General features: G+C 66.4%; 13 protein-coding genes. 5 read left to right on the top strand and 8 right to left on the bottom strand.

Annotated features, from left to right (window positions below):
• Positions 1–4: 4 nt before the first annotated feature.
• Positions 5–706, bottom strand: a complete 702-nt coding sequence (locus RYM47_RS17615; protein ID WP_315389617.1) for a TorF family putative porin — start codon at positions 704–706, stop codon at positions 5–7.
• Between the two features lie 190 nt (positions 707–896).
• Between RYM47_RS17615 and kbl the strand changes: the two genes are divergently transcribed.
• Positions 897–2108, top strand: coding sequence for a glycine C-acetyltransferase (gene kbl / locus RYM47_RS17610; protein ID WP_315389615.1), 1212 nt, complete (start codon positions 897–899; stop codon positions 2106–2108).
• Positions 2109–2154: 46 nt separating this feature from the next.
• Here the strand turns inward: kbl and RYM47_RS17605 are convergent, their stop codons facing one another.
• The 4 genes from RYM47_RS17605 to RYM47_RS17590 form a co-directional block, all read right to left on the bottom strand.
• Positions 2155–2502, bottom strand: coding sequence for a hypothetical protein (locus RYM47_RS17605; protein ID WP_315389613.1), 348 nt, complete (start codon positions 2500–2502; stop codon positions 2155–2157).
• A gap of 84 nt (positions 2503–2586) precedes the next feature.
• On the bottom strand, positions 2587–3429 hold the full coding sequence (locus RYM47_RS17600; RefSeq protein WP_315389611.1) for a pseudouridine synthase: 843 nt from the start codon (positions 3427–3429) through the stop codon (positions 2587–2589).
• Positions 3430–3448: 19 nt separating this feature from the next.
• On the bottom strand, positions 3449–3958 hold the full coding sequence (locus tag RYM47_RS17595; protein ID WP_315389610.1) for a hypothetical protein: 510 nt from the start codon (positions 3956–3958) through the stop codon (positions 3449–3451).
• 180 nt (positions 3959–4138) lie between these two features.
• Complete coding sequence (locus RYM47_RS17590; protein WP_315389609.1) at positions 4139–5227, bottom strand: OmpA family protein; 1089 nt, start codon at positions 5225–5227, stop codon at positions 4139–4141.
• Between the two features lie 369 nt (positions 5228–5596).
• Here RYM47_RS17590 and RYM47_RS17585 point away from each other — a divergent pair, with 369 nt between their 5' ends.
• The 4 genes from RYM47_RS17585 to RYM47_RS17570 all read left to right on the top strand — a co-directional run bounded on the left by RYM47_RS17585 (position 5597) and on the right by RYM47_RS17570 (position 10246).
• Entirely contained in the window at positions 5597–6619 is a 1023-nt protein-coding gene (locus RYM47_RS17585; protein ID WP_315389608.1) for a zinc-binding alcohol dehydrogenase family protein, read from the top strand.
• 98 nt (positions 6620–6717) lie between these two features.
• Positions 6718–8751: an NADPH-dependent 2,4-dienoyl-CoA reductase gene (locus RYM47_RS17580; protein ID WP_315389607.1), complete on the top strand. Its 2034-nt coding sequence runs from the start codon at positions 6718–6720 to the stop codon at positions 8749–8751.
• Between the two features lie 334 nt (positions 8752–9085).
• Positions 9086–9544 (top strand): cell wall hydrolase, encoded by a 459-nt coding sequence (locus RYM47_RS17575; RefSeq protein WP_315389606.1) that lies wholly within the window; start codon positions 9086–9088, stop codon positions 9542–9544.
• 90 nt (positions 9545–9634) lie between these two features.
• Entirely contained in the window at positions 9635–10246 is a 612-nt protein-coding gene (locus RYM47_RS17570) for a glutathione S-transferase N-terminal domain-containing protein (RefSeq protein ID WP_315389604.1), read from the top strand.
• Positions 10247–10278: 32 nt separating this feature from the next.
• Here the strand turns inward: RYM47_RS17570 and RYM47_RS17565 are convergent, their stop codons facing one another.
• The 3 genes from RYM47_RS17565 to RYM47_RS17555 form a co-directional block, all read right to left on the bottom strand.
• Positions 10279–10773 (bottom strand): hypothetical protein, encoded by a 495-nt coding sequence (locus tag RYM47_RS17565; RefSeq protein ID WP_315389602.1) that lies wholly within the window; start codon positions 10771–10773, stop codon positions 10279–10281.
• Positions 10774–10981: 208 nt separating this feature from the next.
• On the bottom strand, positions 10982–12859 hold the full coding sequence (prpE, locus tag RYM47_RS17560; RefSeq protein WP_315389600.1) for a propionate--CoA ligase: 1878 nt from the start codon (positions 12857–12859) through the stop codon (positions 10982–10984).
• A gap of 89 nt (positions 12860–12948) precedes the next feature.
• Positions 12949–13563, bottom strand: coding sequence for an RluA family pseudouridine synthase (locus RYM47_RS17555; RefSeq protein WP_315389598.1), 615 nt, complete (start codon positions 13561–13563; stop codon positions 12949–12951).
• Positions 13564–13695: the final 132 nt, after the last annotated feature.

Here is a 13695-nt window from a genome sequence, read left to right as displayed (position 1 = left end):
CCGGTTATTGCCCGACGGCGACGGTGAACACTACGCGGTTGTCGGCGAGCTTGCCGCTGTTGTCGCGGCCGTTGCCGTCGGTGCCGTAGTAACCCAGGCCCAGGGTGAACAGGCCCCAGGTGCGGTTCACGCCGATGTTCCAGTCGGTGTAGTCCTTGGCGATCTCATCCTTGAAGGTGTTGCGGCCGACGTTGGCGGTCAGGTTGAATTCCTGCGGCAGCGCCCACTCGGTGCCGGCAGCGAAATACCAGCCGTCGGTGTCGGTGTTCCAGACATCGTTGGTGTAGGCCACGGTCACGTTGTAGTGCTCGGCGAAGCTGGTCTTGGTGATCAGCTCGGTATACGCCAGCTCGCTGGAACCCGGGTAGCTGTAATGGTTGAGCATCACGTCGAAATTGACGTTGTCGGTGACGTCCACGCCGTAGCCGATGAAGTAGTCGACCTCGGCATCCGGGCCACCGTCGCCGAAGTCCACGCCCGAACCCCAGATCCCGGCGTACAGGCCCACCGGCGAGGTGTAGGTGAAGCCGGCCTGCACGGTCGGATCTTCATCGGTCTGCGAGACGCCACGGAACACGTAGTCGGAAACGCCGGTGACGTTCCAGCTGAACGGCGATTCGGCCTCGTCCTGGGCACTGGCGACGAACGGGGCAAACAGGGCGGCGCAGAGCACAGCGGCTGCGGTACGGCGCGTAGCGTGGTTCATGCGGGTCTCTCCAGACGGTGGGGGTGAACGGGGTGGCGAGTTTACGGATTTTTAACCCGATTGATATTGCGTTGCAACAATTGCATGCGTAACCGCTGGCCCTGTCACTCCCGGGCTCCGCCGATGACCGCCCCGGGCAACGGCCGGGGCGGGTAAAATCCCGGTTTTCCCGTGCCGATGACTGCCTGCCATGACCGACGCCCAGACCGCCCCGCTCACCCAGCACTATGTTGAGGAACTGGAGGCGATCCGCGCCCAGGGCCTGTTCAAGTCCGAGCGCGTCATCACCAGCCCACAGTCGGCGGAGATCACCCTGGACGACGGTCGCCAGGTGCTGAACTTCTGCGCCAACAATTACCTGGGCCTGGCCGACCATCCCGACCTGATCCAGGCGGCCAAGGACGCGCTGGACAGCCACGGCTTCGGCATGGCCTCGGTGCGCTTCATCTGCGGCACCCAGGACCTGCACAAGCAGCTGGAACAGCAGATCGCCAGCTTCTTCGGCAAGCAGGACACCATCCTGTACGCAGCCTGCTTCGACGCCAACGGCGGCCTGTTCGAGCCGCTGCTGGGCGAGAACGACGCGATCATCTCCGACGCGCTCAACCATGCCTCGATCATCGACGGTGTACGCCTGTGCAAAGCCAAGCGCTTCCGCTACGCCAACTGCGACATGGCGGATCTGGAAGCCCAGCTGCAGGCGGCCGATGCCGCCGGCTGCCGGACCAAGCTGATCACCACCGACGGCGTGTTCTCGATGGACGGCTTCATCGCCCCGCTCGACGAGATCACCGCGCTGGCGAAGAAGTACAACGCGCTGGTGCATATCGACGAATGCCACGCCACCGGCTTCCTCGGTGCCACCGGCCGCGGCTCGGCCGAGGTCAAGGGCGTGCTGGACCGGATCGACATCATCACCGGCACCCTGGGCAAGGCGATGGGTGGCGCACTGGGCGGCTTCACCACCGCCAGCGCCGAAGTGATCGAACTGCTGCGCCAGCGCTCGCGCCCCTACCTGTTCTCCAACTCGTTGCCGCCGCACGTGGTCGCCGCCGGCATCAAGGCTTTCGACATGCTGGCCAGTGCCGATGACCTACGCACCACGCTGCAGGAAAACACCGCGTACTTCCGCGAGAAGATGACCGCCGCCGGGTTCGACGTGAAGCCGGGCGTGCATCCGATCAGCCCGGTGATGCTGTACGACGCCCCGCTGGCGCAGAAATTCGCGCAGCGCCTGCTCGAAGAAGGCATCTACGCGATCGGCTTCTTCTTCCCGGTGGTGCCCAAGGGTCAGGCGCGCATCCGCACCCAGATCAGCGCCGCGCACACCCGCGCGCACCTGGACCGCGCCATCGATGCGTTCACCCGCATCGGCGTCGAACTGGGTGTCATCAAAGGCTGATCCACACCTGACGTAGAGCGGGGCCCTGCCCCGCTCTCGACATGCGTCATTTCTTTTTCTTCTTGTCCTTCGCCTCGCCCTTGCTGGCCACCACCACCGGCTTGGACGCAGCCGAGGCAGCGGGATTGCCCTTGGCCACGCGGATGCCGTTGGCCTTCATCCAGGCGTCGAACTCGTCGGCGCTCATGCGCTGATCGCCCCTGCTCATGTGGAACCGGTAGGCGCCACGGGCATCGCGTTCGGATGCGGGCAACTGCACTTCGACCACCTTGTCGGTGACCGGTGGCGTGCCTTTTGCCGCCTGTTTATGGCCGCCGCAGGCGGTCAGCAACAGGGCCGGCAGCAACAGGGCGGCACCGCCCAGCAGCGGGCGGCGGTTGATCAGGGTTTTCATGACACTTCTCCCGGTAGTGGTCAGTCGTTGAGCGGCAGGCCATCCCTTGCCCGGTGGTGCGCCCGCTCCCCAGCGGGCCACGCACTACGATGCGACCACGGCGCGTCCGGCCGTGGTGTGGAGCAATTCCAGTTCATGCGGCTGCAGCTCGCGCCAGGCGCCCTTGCCCAGCGTCCCCAGTGCCAAGTGGCCGATCCCTACCCTGACCAAACGCAGGACATCGATCTGGAAGGCCGCCAGCAGCCGGCGGATGTGCCGGTTGCGCCCTTCCTCCAGCACCACTTCCAGCCATGCGGTCTTTTCGCCACTGCGCAGCAGGCGCACCGCGCGTGCGCGCAGGAACTCGCCCTCGTCCTCGACCCCGGCGCGCAGCGCGGCCAGCCGGGTCTCGTCGGGAATGACGTCGACCTGCACGTGGTAGGTCTTGTCCGGCCCGGTCTCCGGGTCGGTCAGGCGGGCCGCCCACTCGGGGTCGTTGCTGAACAGCAACAGGCCTTCGCTGGCCTTGTCCAGGCGCCCGACCGGGGCCAGCCATGGCAGGCCGGCGCCGTCGAAACAGCGGTATACGGTGTCACGGCCACGCTCGTCCTGCGCGGTGGTGACCAGCCCGCGTGGCTTGTTGAGCATGATGTGGATGCGTCGGGCGCTGCCCAGCGGCTGGCCGTCGACCCGGACCACGTGGCGGCCATCGACGATCGGGAATTCCGGATTGTTGATGGTGCGGCCGTCGACCGTGACCCGGCCGTCGGCGACCCAGCGCGCGGCCTCGGTGCGCGAGCACAGCCCGGCCTTGGACAACACGCGCGCCAGCCCATGGCGCGGCGCGTCGGTGGCGCGTGCGGCGCCGGGCCTGGCCGGGGCGGACGCACGCCGCAGGTCGCGGCGTGGTCGATTCGGGGGCGCCGCGGGTGGCCGACGTGTGCTCATCGGTCGCAGCGCGCGGACCTTACTTCTTGCCTTCCGGCTTGGTTTCAGCCGGTGCGGCGGCCGGTGCGGCGGCAGCCGCCGGCGCCGGACGCGCCTTGACCACGCGCACGCCCTTGGCCTTCATCCAGGCGTCGAATTCCTCGGCGGTCATGCGCTTGCCGTTCTGGCTCATGTCGAAGCGCCACGGCGTGTTGTCGAACTCGGTCTGCGGCTTGTAGGCGGCCGGATCGTTCGGCTTCACCGCCGGTGCGCCCGGCATCGCCTTGGCGATGTTCTGGCAGCCGTCGATGCGCAGGCGCTGCAGCACGCGGTCCAGCGACTGCTGCTGGTCGAAATTGGAGGTCAGCACACCGGCGGGCATGCCCAGCTGCACGTTGCGGATGTACAGCTCGTTGGCGACCGGCGCGATCGCGGTGGCCGGCAGCGGCAGCGGCGCCACGGCGGTGGCCGTGGCCGAGCAATCCACGGCTGCGTAAGCGGTGGGAACCAGGGCCAGGCCGAGGGCGGCGGCCAGTGCGATACGCAGCATGGGATGCATCCAGGAAAGAGGGTGACGCACCAAGTTTAACAGTGCCACAACCGCTTTCAAGATCCCACATTCAATGAATACGGCAACGTGTTGAATTTATTTCCGATTTGTTGAACCGCACACAAAAAAACAGGGCCCGGCATTGCCGGGCCCTGTCCTGAGGCTGATGATCCGGAACGATTAGTTCTGGACGTTCAGCTCGGTACGACGGTTCTTCTCGCTCTTGCAGGCCGGGAAGGTCTGCGGGGTCTGCTCCAGCGGACGGCTCTCGCCATAACCGATCGGACCGGTCAGACGGGCAGCAGCCACGCCGTTCTGGGTCAGATAGTTGTACACGGCGGTCGCACGACGCTCGGACAGCTTCTGGTTGTAGTCTTCCTTGCCGCACAGGTCGGTGTGGCCGGCCACTTCGACGCGCAGGTCCGGGTAACGCACCAGGATCTGGGTGGCTTCGCTCAGGATCGCCACGGCGTCCGGACGCAGGTTCGACTTGTCGAAGTCGAAGTTGACGCCCTTCAGGTCGATGGAGACCGGCACCGGGCAACCGTCCGGACCGATGGTCTGACCCGGCTGCGAATCCGGGCACTTGTCGTCGCAGTTGTTGACGCCGTCACCGTCGTCATCCAGGTCGGCGCAGCTCGGCGCAACCGGAGCCGGGGCGGCAACCGGGGCAGCCGGCGGCGGGCCCAGCGGGATCACGACGCCGACCGAGGCCAGCACGTCGCCGAACCAGCTTTCATCCGGAGCAGCGATGCTCTTGTCGTCGAAGTCACCGCGGTAGGCCACTTCGGCGCGGACTGCAACGCGCTTGTCGAAGGTGGTCTGCAGGCCGACGCCGACCTTGGCGGCGAAGTTGCCGTCCTTGCGCTCACCCGGGCTGTCCGGCGACGGGAAGTTGTCGAACTCTTCTTCCGACTTCTGGTAGCCCAGGCCCATCAGCAGGTACGGGTTCCAGCCACGGCCTTCCTGGATGAAGTGGTAGCGGGCATCCAGCGAGACGCCGTACTGGCTCCAGTTCAGATCCTGGTTGTCGTCGAAATTCGGGTTCTGATAGTTCAGCTCACCGTCCAGCGACCAGTTCGGGCTGACGAACTTACCCAGGCCCAGGGTCACGAACGGAGCATCGTTGGTCAGACGGTCGCTATCCTGGAAGTTGAAGCCAGCCGAACCGGTCAGGTACCAGCGGTCATCAAAGGACGACTGCGCGGAAGCTGCCTGGGCAAACGCCAGGCCGCCCAGCAGCGCGGCAGTGAGGATCTTCTTGTTCATGTAATACAGCTCCTATTTCGGGGGTATGAAACCGGTAGAGGCATGGGCCAGCACTACTGCGTCGTTAAGACTGCCGATTCAGCACGCCACCGCCGCGAACATTATGCTCAGGGGAGTGAAGGCGATGTTAACGGTCACATAACATGTGAAATCGACCGCCAGACCTCCACCGGTCCAGCTGGAGGCACCCTATACAGGTTGGTGAACTTCCGCAAGACCCAACAATGACAAGGCTTTCCGGCACTTTCCCAAAGATTTCAACGACTCGCTACAGTATTTGATGCAATTCGGCGGTGTGTCGTGATTCAGCTCGTAAACAGGTTTGAAAGCGTCCCCATGATGAACGTGTTTCACCTCCCAGGAGCCGATATGAACGCTGTAGGACTGACCCGTTACCTGCCCATCGACGATCCGGATGCACTGCGCGATCTGGTGATTCCTGAACCGGGAGTGCCGCAGGGGCATGATCTGCTCGTGCGCGTCGAGGCCGTCTCGGTGAACCCCGTGGATACCAAGCAGCGCGCACCCCGTGCGGGCGAGGTGTCGCCTCCCCGCATCCTTGGATTCGACGCTTCCGGCACAGTCGTTGCGGTCGGCGCGCAGGTCACCGCGTTCGCGCCGGGCGATCAGGTGTATTACGCAGGCGATGTGACACGTCCCGGCAGCAACGCGCAGCTGCAGTGGGTGGACGAGCGGATCGTCGGTCGCAAGCCGACCACGCTGGATTTCGCCGAAGCGGCCGCATTGCCGTTGACGGTGCTGACTGCATGGGAACTGCTGTTCGAACGCATGCCGCTGCACTTCGATGATCGACGTCATGCCGGGCAGACGCTGCTGGTGATCGGCGGCGCCGGTGGCGTGGGTTCGATCGCGATCCAGCTGGCGCGCCACGCGGGATTCACCGTGGTCGCCACCGCATCGCGCGAGGATTCGGCGGAATGGTGCCGGCGGATGGGCGCCGACCATGTGGTCGACCATCGCCAGCCGTTGCCGGCGCAGCTGCAGGCACTGGGCATTGCACAGGTGGAGGTGGCGTTGAACCTGGCCGACACGGACCACTATTGGGAAGTGCTCGGCGAACTGCTGGCCCCGCAGGGGCATGTGGGGCTGGTGGTGGAACCGCGCGGTCCGCTGCGGATCGGCGATCCCTACAAGGCCAAATGCATCGGCATCCACTGGGAATTCATGTTCGCGCGTTCGCGCTTCCAGACCGCCGACATGATCGAACAACATCGCATCCTCAGCCGCGTGGCCAGCCTGGTCGACGCCGGCGAACTGCGCAGCACCGCGCATACCTCGCTGGGCACGATCAACGCGGAGCATCTGCGCGAGGCGCACCGGCTGCTGGAAGGGGGTGGGGTTACCGGAAAGCTGGTGCTGTCCGGCTGGTAGGTCCGGCGAACGGCCGGCGCTACCGGTGTGTCGAAGCCCCTTGCGTGCAGGGGCCTTTCGCGGCACCCTGCCCGCCTTCCGTACGCAAGCGTATCGACATGTCGCCAGCCGCCGAATCCCCCGCCTACCCGCACCTGTTCGCCCCGCTCGACCTGGGCTTCACCACCCTGCGCAACCGCGTGCTGATGGGGTCCATGCATACGGGGCTGGAAGACCGTGCGCGCGATTTCCCGAAACTGGCCGCCTATTTCGCTGAACGCGCGGCCGGTGGCGTCGGACTGATCGTGACCGGCGGCTACGCGCCCAATGTGGTCGGCTGGCTGAAGCCGTTCGGCGGCAAGTTGTCCTGGCCGTGGGAAGTCGGCCCGCACCGCCAGCTCACCGGTGCAGTGCACGAGCACGGCGGCAAGATCTGCCTGCAGCTGCTGCATGCCGGGCGCTATGCCTACCACCCCCTGTCGGTGGCGCCGTCGAAGAAGAAGGCACCAATCAACCCGTTCACGCCGCGGGCGCTTTCGGCGCGCGGCGTGGAACGGCATATCGCCGACTACGCGCGCAGCGCGCGACTGGCCCGCGAGGCCGGCTACGACGGCGTCGAGGTGATGGGTTCGGAAGGCTATCTGATCAACGAATTCATCGCACCGCGCACCAACCTGCGCAACGACCGCTGGGGCGGCGATGCCAGCCGCCGCATGCAGTTCGCAGTGGAGATCGTGCGCCGCATCCGCGAAGCCTGCGGCCCGGATTTCATCATCATCTACCGGTTGTCGCTGGTCGACCTGGTCGAGGACGGCAGCAACTGGGACGAGATCGTGCAGCAGGCGAAGGCAATCGAAGCGGCCGGCGCCACCCTGATCAACTCCGGCATCGGCTGGCACGAGGCGCGGGTGCCGACCATCGCCACCTCGGTGCCGCGCGCCGCGTTCGCCGGGGTCACCGCCAAGCTCAAGCCACACGTGCAGCTGCCGGTGATCGCCACCAACCGGATCAACATGCCCGACGTGGCCGAGCGCATCCTGGCCGACGGCGGCGCTGACATGGTGTCGCTGGCGCGCCCGCTGCTTGCCGACCCCGAGTGGACGAACAAGGCGCGCGCCGGACGCGCGCATGCGATCAACACCTGCATCGCGTGCAACCAGGCGTGCCTGGACCACGTGTTCGAGAACAAGACCGCCAGCTGCCTGGTCAACCCGCGCGCGGTGCATGAAACCGAGCTGGTGTACCGGCCGACGACCGCGCCGAAAAAGGTCGCGGTGGTCGGTGCTGGCCCGGCCGGCCTGGCCTGCGCCACGGTGGCCGCCGAGCGCGGCCACGCGGTCACGCTGTTCGATGCCGGCAGCGAGATCGGCGGGCAGTTCAACGTGGCCAAGCGCATTCCGGGCAAGGAGGAATTCCACGAAACGCTGCGCTACTTCCGCCACAAGCTGGACGAGACCGGCGTCACCGTGAAGCTGGACACGCAGGCCGATGTGGCTGCCCTCGCCGGCTTCGACACGGTGGTCGTGGCCACCGGCATCCGTCCGCGCGAGGTCGACTTCCCCGGTGCCGACCATCCCAAGGTCGTGACCTACCTGGACGTGCTGCTGGGCAAGGTGCAGGTAGGCGCCGAGGCCGCCATCATCGGGGCCGGCGGAATCGGTTTCGACGTGGGCGAGTTCCTGGTCCACGAAGGCCCGTCCCCGGCACTGGACCCGGCCCGCTGGATGGCCGAATGGGGGGTGGACCCGAGCTTCGAGGCACGCGGTGCGTTGACCCGACCGCAACCGGAAGCGCCGGCGCGCAGGGTCTGGCTGCTGCAGCGCAGCCCCGGCAAGCCGGGCGCACGACTGGGCAAGACCACCGGCTGGATCCACCGTGCCACGCTCAAGGCCAAGGGCGTGAAGATGCTCGGCGGCGTGGAGTACCTGGGCGTGGACGACAGTGGCCTGCGGATCCGCGTCGACGGCCAGGAACAGACCCTGCCGGTCAGCCACGTGGTGATCTGCGCGGGCCAGGAACCGCGCCGCGACCTGCACGCCGCGCTGCAGGCAGCGGGCGTGGACGCGCACCTGATCGGCGGCGCGGACGTGGCCGCCGAACTGGATGCCAAGCGCGCGATCAACCAGGGCAGCCGGTTGGCCGCCGAGCTGTGAGGAGCCGGCCGTTAGCCGGCACGACCCGCGTTTGACCTGTGTAGAGCCGGCCTCTGGCCGGCTGCCTGTGGAACCTGAATACGGTAATCCGCCCCACCCCTGAACCTGAATGTCAAGCCTTCCGGTTCAGGATGCGTTGCGAAATCCCCCCCTATCGTGCGCCAACTTTCCCGCTCACCACCCAGTTCGAGTGAGCGCGCGGCCCCCACGTCTTTCGGGAGCCGCATACGGGCGGCCCCGATGGTCGCCTCCCCATGACGCCAAGTCGTACCCCCGCCCCGTCCCGTTGATCGGATGGACAGCCAGGTGCGGCCCATACGGAGCAAGGAGATACATGAAACTGGCCTGGATACTCTGGCTGTCGCAGTTGTTGCCGCAGCCGGCCGCCGATTCGTTGTGCCTGAGCACGACCGTCTACCTCGAAGCGCGTGACCAGACCCTGCGCGGCCAGCAAGCCGTTGCGGAAGTGGCGCTGCGCCGCCTGGACAGCGGGCTGTGGGGCGATTCGATGTGCAAGGTGGTGACCGCTCGCAAGCAGTTCGCCCCGACCATCGTCGCGCCCGGCACCCAGCTGGCCAACAGCGATGCCTGGGAAGAAGCCATGACCGTGGCCTTCGATGCCGAACGCAACTGGGCCCTGCCGGCCGGCGAGCGCAAGGAGATCGTGCCGGGCGCCAGCCACTTCGCGGCGCTGTCGATCGCGAGCCCGAGCTGGCGCAACGCGTACCAGGTGGCCACGATCGGCGACCACACCTTCTATCGCGTGCAGAAACTCAAGCCACGCGCGTCGTAACAATCTGTTACGGCCATACCGTTGAGGATGCGGGCGCGGCTCTGGAATAGTGGGCCGCTTACCATTTCCCGCAATCCGACGGAGTTCCCCATGAAGCTGTACAGCAAGCCCGGTGCCTGCTCCACCGCCGACCATATCGCCCTGCAGTGGACCGGCCAGCCGTACGAGGTGGAGCTGCTCGACAAGGACACGCTGAAGGCACCGGCGTTCCTGGCGATCAATCCGGCCGGCGCGGTACCGGCGATCGTCGATGGCAGCTTCGTGCTGACCCAGAACTCGGCGATCATGGGCTATATCGCCGACACCCATCCGCAGGCGGGCCTGGCCGGCGACGGCAGCCCGCAGCAGCGCGCCGAAGCCAACCGCTGGCTGGCCTTCGTCAATTCGGACGTGCATCCGGCGTTCTCGCCGCTGTTCGGACCGGGCAAGTTCATCGGCGACGAAGCCCAGTACGACGCCGTGCGCGACGCCGCCCGCAAGCGCCTGCGCGGCCTGTTCGAAACCGCCAATCGCCAGCTCGCCGACAAGCCGTGGCTGGCCGGTTTCCGCAGCTACGCCGATCCGTACTTCTACATCACCCTGCGCTGGGCAGCCTCAGCGAAGATCGACCTCAGCGGCCTGGACAACCTGGCCGCGTTCAAGACCCGCATGGAAGCCGACGCAGGCGTGAAGGCGGTTCTGCAGGCCGAAGGCCTGCAGTAAGACAGAAACGTAGAGCGGAGCTCTGCTCCGCTCTACACCGCCTGCGGTTCGCTCTGCAGCAACGCGCGCGTCTCTTCCATCCAGCGATTGGCCAGCGCCGGACTCTTCGCCTTCGATACCGCTGTCGCCATCTCCGGCCACAGCTTTTCCAGGCCGGCCGCGTCGGTGCAGCGCTCGATCTTGAGCTGCATGAAGTAGCCCTTCAGGCCCAGGTGTTTTCGCACCGACTCGCTCATCCAGTCGTACAGCTGCTTGTACAGCACCGGGTCCTGCTCGCGACCGGCGGTAAGCGCGCGGGGCGCGCTCGGCGCCAGCGCGCCGCCGACCACTTCGATCAATCCCATTTCAGCGAGTTGCACCAGCGCGTCATCCGGCGCGCGCAGCCCCGGCAACATTGCAGTCAGCTCATTGTCATCACGCTGACCATCGACCATCAGCAGAATGGAGCGCAACCCCGGCAGCAGCCGACGCGCACGGTCTTCGATTTCCTGACGGCCAGCGGCCGTCTTGGCATGGATATAGGCCATGTGTTCCCCCTGTTGCCTGGTCCCCCTGCACGCCCGGCTTCCGCATCAACGGTTGCCCAGCGTCCCCTTGCAGTCGTGCGGAACCCGACGCTGCGGTCGTGCCATCCCCGGCACGTCCGCAGCCTGCCACCCGGGCCACAGCGATCACCCTCGCAGCTTAACCGAGGTTGCGGCGCATCGATAATGCGCTGCAACACCCGTAAGGTCCTTACCGGCCCAGCGCGCGGCGGATCTCGTCCAGTGCGCCCGGGTCGTCCAGGGTGGACAGGTCGCCCGGGTCGCGGTGTTCGGCCAGGGCCTGCAACGAGCGGCGCAGCAGCTTGCCCGAGCGGGTCTTGGGCAGGGCGTTGACCAGGTGGATGTGTGCCGGGCGCGCGACCGCGCCGAGGCTCTCGGTCACCCGCTGCATCATCTCGGCAACCACCGTGGCGCCCTCCTCGCCCACCGCCTGCTTGAGGGTGACGAAGACCAGCGGCACCTGGCCCTTCAGTTCGTCCTTGACCCCGATCACCGCGGCCTCGGCGACCAGCGGGTGCCCGGAAATGCACTCTTCGATTTCGCGTGTGCCGAGCCGGTGACCTGCCACGTTGATCACATCGTCGGTGCGGCCGAGGATGAAGGTGTAGCCGTCCTCGTCGCGGATCGCCCAGTCCAGCGAGCTGTACAACAGCTCCTTGAAGTGGCTGAAGTAGCTCTGCAGGAAACGCGCGTCGTCGTTCCAGACCGTGCTCATGCAGCCCGGCGGCAGCGGTGGCACCATCACCAGCACGCCCTTTTGCCCCGGTTGTACTTCGGCGCCGGTGTTCTCGTCGATCACCTTCATCCGGTAACCGAGGTTGGGGAAACCCGGCGAGCCGAACCGCACCGGCTTGAGCTCCACCCCGGGCAGCAGGGTCAGCGCCGGCCAGCCGGTTTCGGTCTGCCAGTAGTTGTCGATGATCGGTTTGCCCAGTGCGTCATTGATCCAGTGCGCGGTGGGTTCGTCCAGCGGTTCGCCGGCGAGGAACACATACTTCAACGTTTCCAGGTCGTGGCGCTTGATGAAGTCCGCATCGTGCTTCTTCAGCACCCGGATCGCGGTGGGCGAAGAGAACAGCGTGCGCACGCCGTACTGCTCGCACAGCGCCCACCAGATGCCCGGATCCGGATTCGTGGGCAACCCTTCGTACAGCAGCGACGTACATCCACCGATCAGCGGGCCATACACGTTGTAGGAATGCCCCACCGCCCAGCCCACGTCCGAGGTCGAGAACATCACCTGGCCTGGTTTGCAGTCGAACACGGTCTCCATCGACTGCGCCATCGCCACGGCATACCCGCCGACATCGCGCTGCACACCCTTGGGCTTGCCTGTGGTGCCGGAGGTGTACAGCAGGTAGCTCGGTTCGTTCGATTCCAACCACACCACCGGCACGTCCTGGTCGCCCACTTCCTCGCGCAGCGTGGCGTAGTCCACGTCCCGGCCCGGCACCTTCGGCTCGGCCGGGTCGAGCCCGCGCGACACGATCAATACATGCGGCGGCGGCGACTGTGCTTCGGCGCAGGCCGCGTCGACCATTGCCTTGTATGGAATCACCTTGCCACCGCGCTTGCCGGCGTCGGCGGCGATCAGCAGCTTGGGCGCGGCGTCGTCGATGCGCAGCGCCAGGTTGTGCGCGGCAAAGCCACCGAACACCACCGAATGGATCGCACCGATGCGCGCGCAGGCGAGCATCGCGAACACCGCCTCGGCCATGTTCGGCATGTAGATGACCACGCGGTCGCCGCGCTGCACGTCCAGCCGCTGCAGCACCGCGGCAAATGCATTCACTTCGCGGTACAGCTCGCGGTAGGTGATCTCGCGGGTGACGTTGGTTTCGGTGGAGATGGCGACCAGTGCCAGCTGGTCGGGGCGCTCGGCCAGGTGACGGTCGACCGCGTTGTAGCAGAGGTTGGTCTGGCCACCGACGTACCAGCGCCGGAACGGCGGGTTGCTGTAATCCAGCACCTGTTGCGGCGGCACGTGCCAATAGATGCGGTGCGCCTCCTCGGCCCAGAAGGCTTCAGGTTCCTCGACCGATCGGCGGTAGACATCTTCGTAATGCATGACGGCCCTCCCAGACAGAGTCATGGGATCGAGCATAGTCCGATGGCGGCTGGCGGACCGTCCGACCTTGGTCGTACGCGCGCGGCGGCCTAGAACGGCACCGTCGAATCGAACCGCAGGGCCTCCCCGGTCAGCGGGTGGATGAACTGCAGGCGGCAGGCATGCAGGTGCACGCGCGCAGCCGGCGCGGCGCCGTACAGCACGTCGCCGACGATGGGGTGGCCGAGGCTGGCCATGTGCAGTCGCAGCTGATGGCTGCGTCCGGTCACCGGTTCCAGCGCGACCCGGGTCTGGCCGGCCTCGAGGTCGCGGGCCAGCACCTGCCAGCGGGTCAGTGCGGGTTTGCCGGCGTCATGGTCCACGCGCTGCTTCGGCCGGTTCGGCCAGTCCACGATCAACGGGAGGTCGACCTCGCCTGCGTCCTCGTCCAGCACGCCTTCCACCACCGCCTGGTAGCGCTTGCCGACCTGGCGTTGCTGGAACTGGATCGACAGCGCCGCTTCCATGGCCTTGCCGCGTGCGTGCAGCAGCAGCCCGGAGGTGACCTGGTCGAGTCGGTGCACGGTCAGCGCGTCGGGATACAGGGCCTGCAGGCGCGCGATCACGCAGTCCTGGTTTTCCGGCAGTCGTCCGGGCACGGAAAGCAGGCCGGCGGGTTTTTCCGCGACCAGCAGGGCGTCATCGAGGTAATGCAGGTGGATCATGTCGCCATGGTATGCCGGATATGAAAAAGGGACGCCGAAGCGTCCCCCTCTCATCGTTCGCAGTGCGAACCGATCAACCCAGCAGGTGGGCGACGCCGGCGCGCTCTTCTTCCAGCTCGGCCAGGGTCTTGT

Origin of the sequence: uncultured Stenotrophomonas sp., from assembly GCF_963519125.1 — a bacterium.
In the GTDB taxonomy this organism is placed as follows: Bacteria; Pseudomonadota; Gammaproteobacteria; order Xanthomonadales; family Xanthomonadaceae; genus Stenotrophomonas.
The sequence above is the reverse complement of the archived record's forward strand: the minus strand, read 5'-3'. Positions and strand labels throughout refer to the sequence as shown.

What these genes read in the sequence shown, in the direction of transcription:
- RYM47_RS17565 (WP_315389602.1), bottom strand. Translation starts at nt 10,773, where the DNA reads ATGGCCTATATCCATGCCAAGACGGCCGCTGGCCGTCAGGAAATCGAA.
- RYM47_RS17575 (WP_315389606.1), top strand. Translation starts at nt 9,086, where the DNA reads ATGAAACTGGCCTGGATACTCTGGCTGTCGCAGTTGTTGCCGCAGCCG.
- RYM47_RS17570 (WP_315389604.1), top strand. Translation starts at nt 9,635, where the DNA reads ATGAAGCTGTACAGCAAGCCCGGTGCCTGCTCCACCGCCGACCATATC.
- RYM47_RS17585 (WP_315389608.1), top strand. Translation starts at nt 5,597, where the DNA reads ATGAACGCTGTAGGACTGACCCGTTACCTGCCCATCGACGATCCGGAT.
- kbl (WP_315389615.1), top strand. Translation starts at nt 897, where the DNA reads ATGACCGACGCCCAGACCGCCCCGCTCACCCAGCACTATGTTGAGGAA.
- RYM47_RS17615 (WP_315389617.1), bottom strand. Translation starts at nt 706, where the DNA reads ATGAACCACGCTACGCGCCGTACCGCAGCCGCTGTGCTCTGCGCCGCC.
- RYM47_RS17580 (WP_315389607.1), top strand. Translation starts at nt 6,718, where the DNA reads ATGTCGCCAGCCGCCGAATCCCCCGCCTACCCGCACCTGTTCGCCCCG.
- RYM47_RS17600 (WP_315389611.1), bottom strand. Translation starts at nt 3,429, where the DNA reads ATGAGCACACGTCGGCCACCCGCGGCGCCCCCGAATCGACCACGCCGC.
- prpE (WP_315389600.1), bottom strand. Translation starts at nt 12,859, where the DNA reads ATGCATTACGAAGATGTCTACCGCCGATCGGTCGAGGAACCTGAAGCC.
- RYM47_RS17590 (WP_315389609.1), bottom strand. Translation starts at nt 5,227, where the DNA reads ATGAACAAGAAGATCCTCACTGCCGCGCTGCTGGGCGGCCTGGCGTTT.
- RYM47_RS17555 (WP_315389598.1), bottom strand. Translation starts at nt 13,563, where the DNA reads ATGATCCACCTGCATTACCTCGATGACGCCCTGCTGGTCGCGGAAAAA.
- RYM47_RS17595 (WP_315389610.1), bottom strand. Translation starts at nt 3,958, where the DNA reads ATGCTGCGTATCGCACTGGCCGCCGCCCTCGGCCTGGCCCTGGTTCCC.
- RYM47_RS17605 (WP_315389613.1), bottom strand. Translation starts at nt 2,502, where the DNA reads ATGAAAACCCTGATCAACCGCCGCCCGCTGCTGGGCGGTGCCGCCCTG.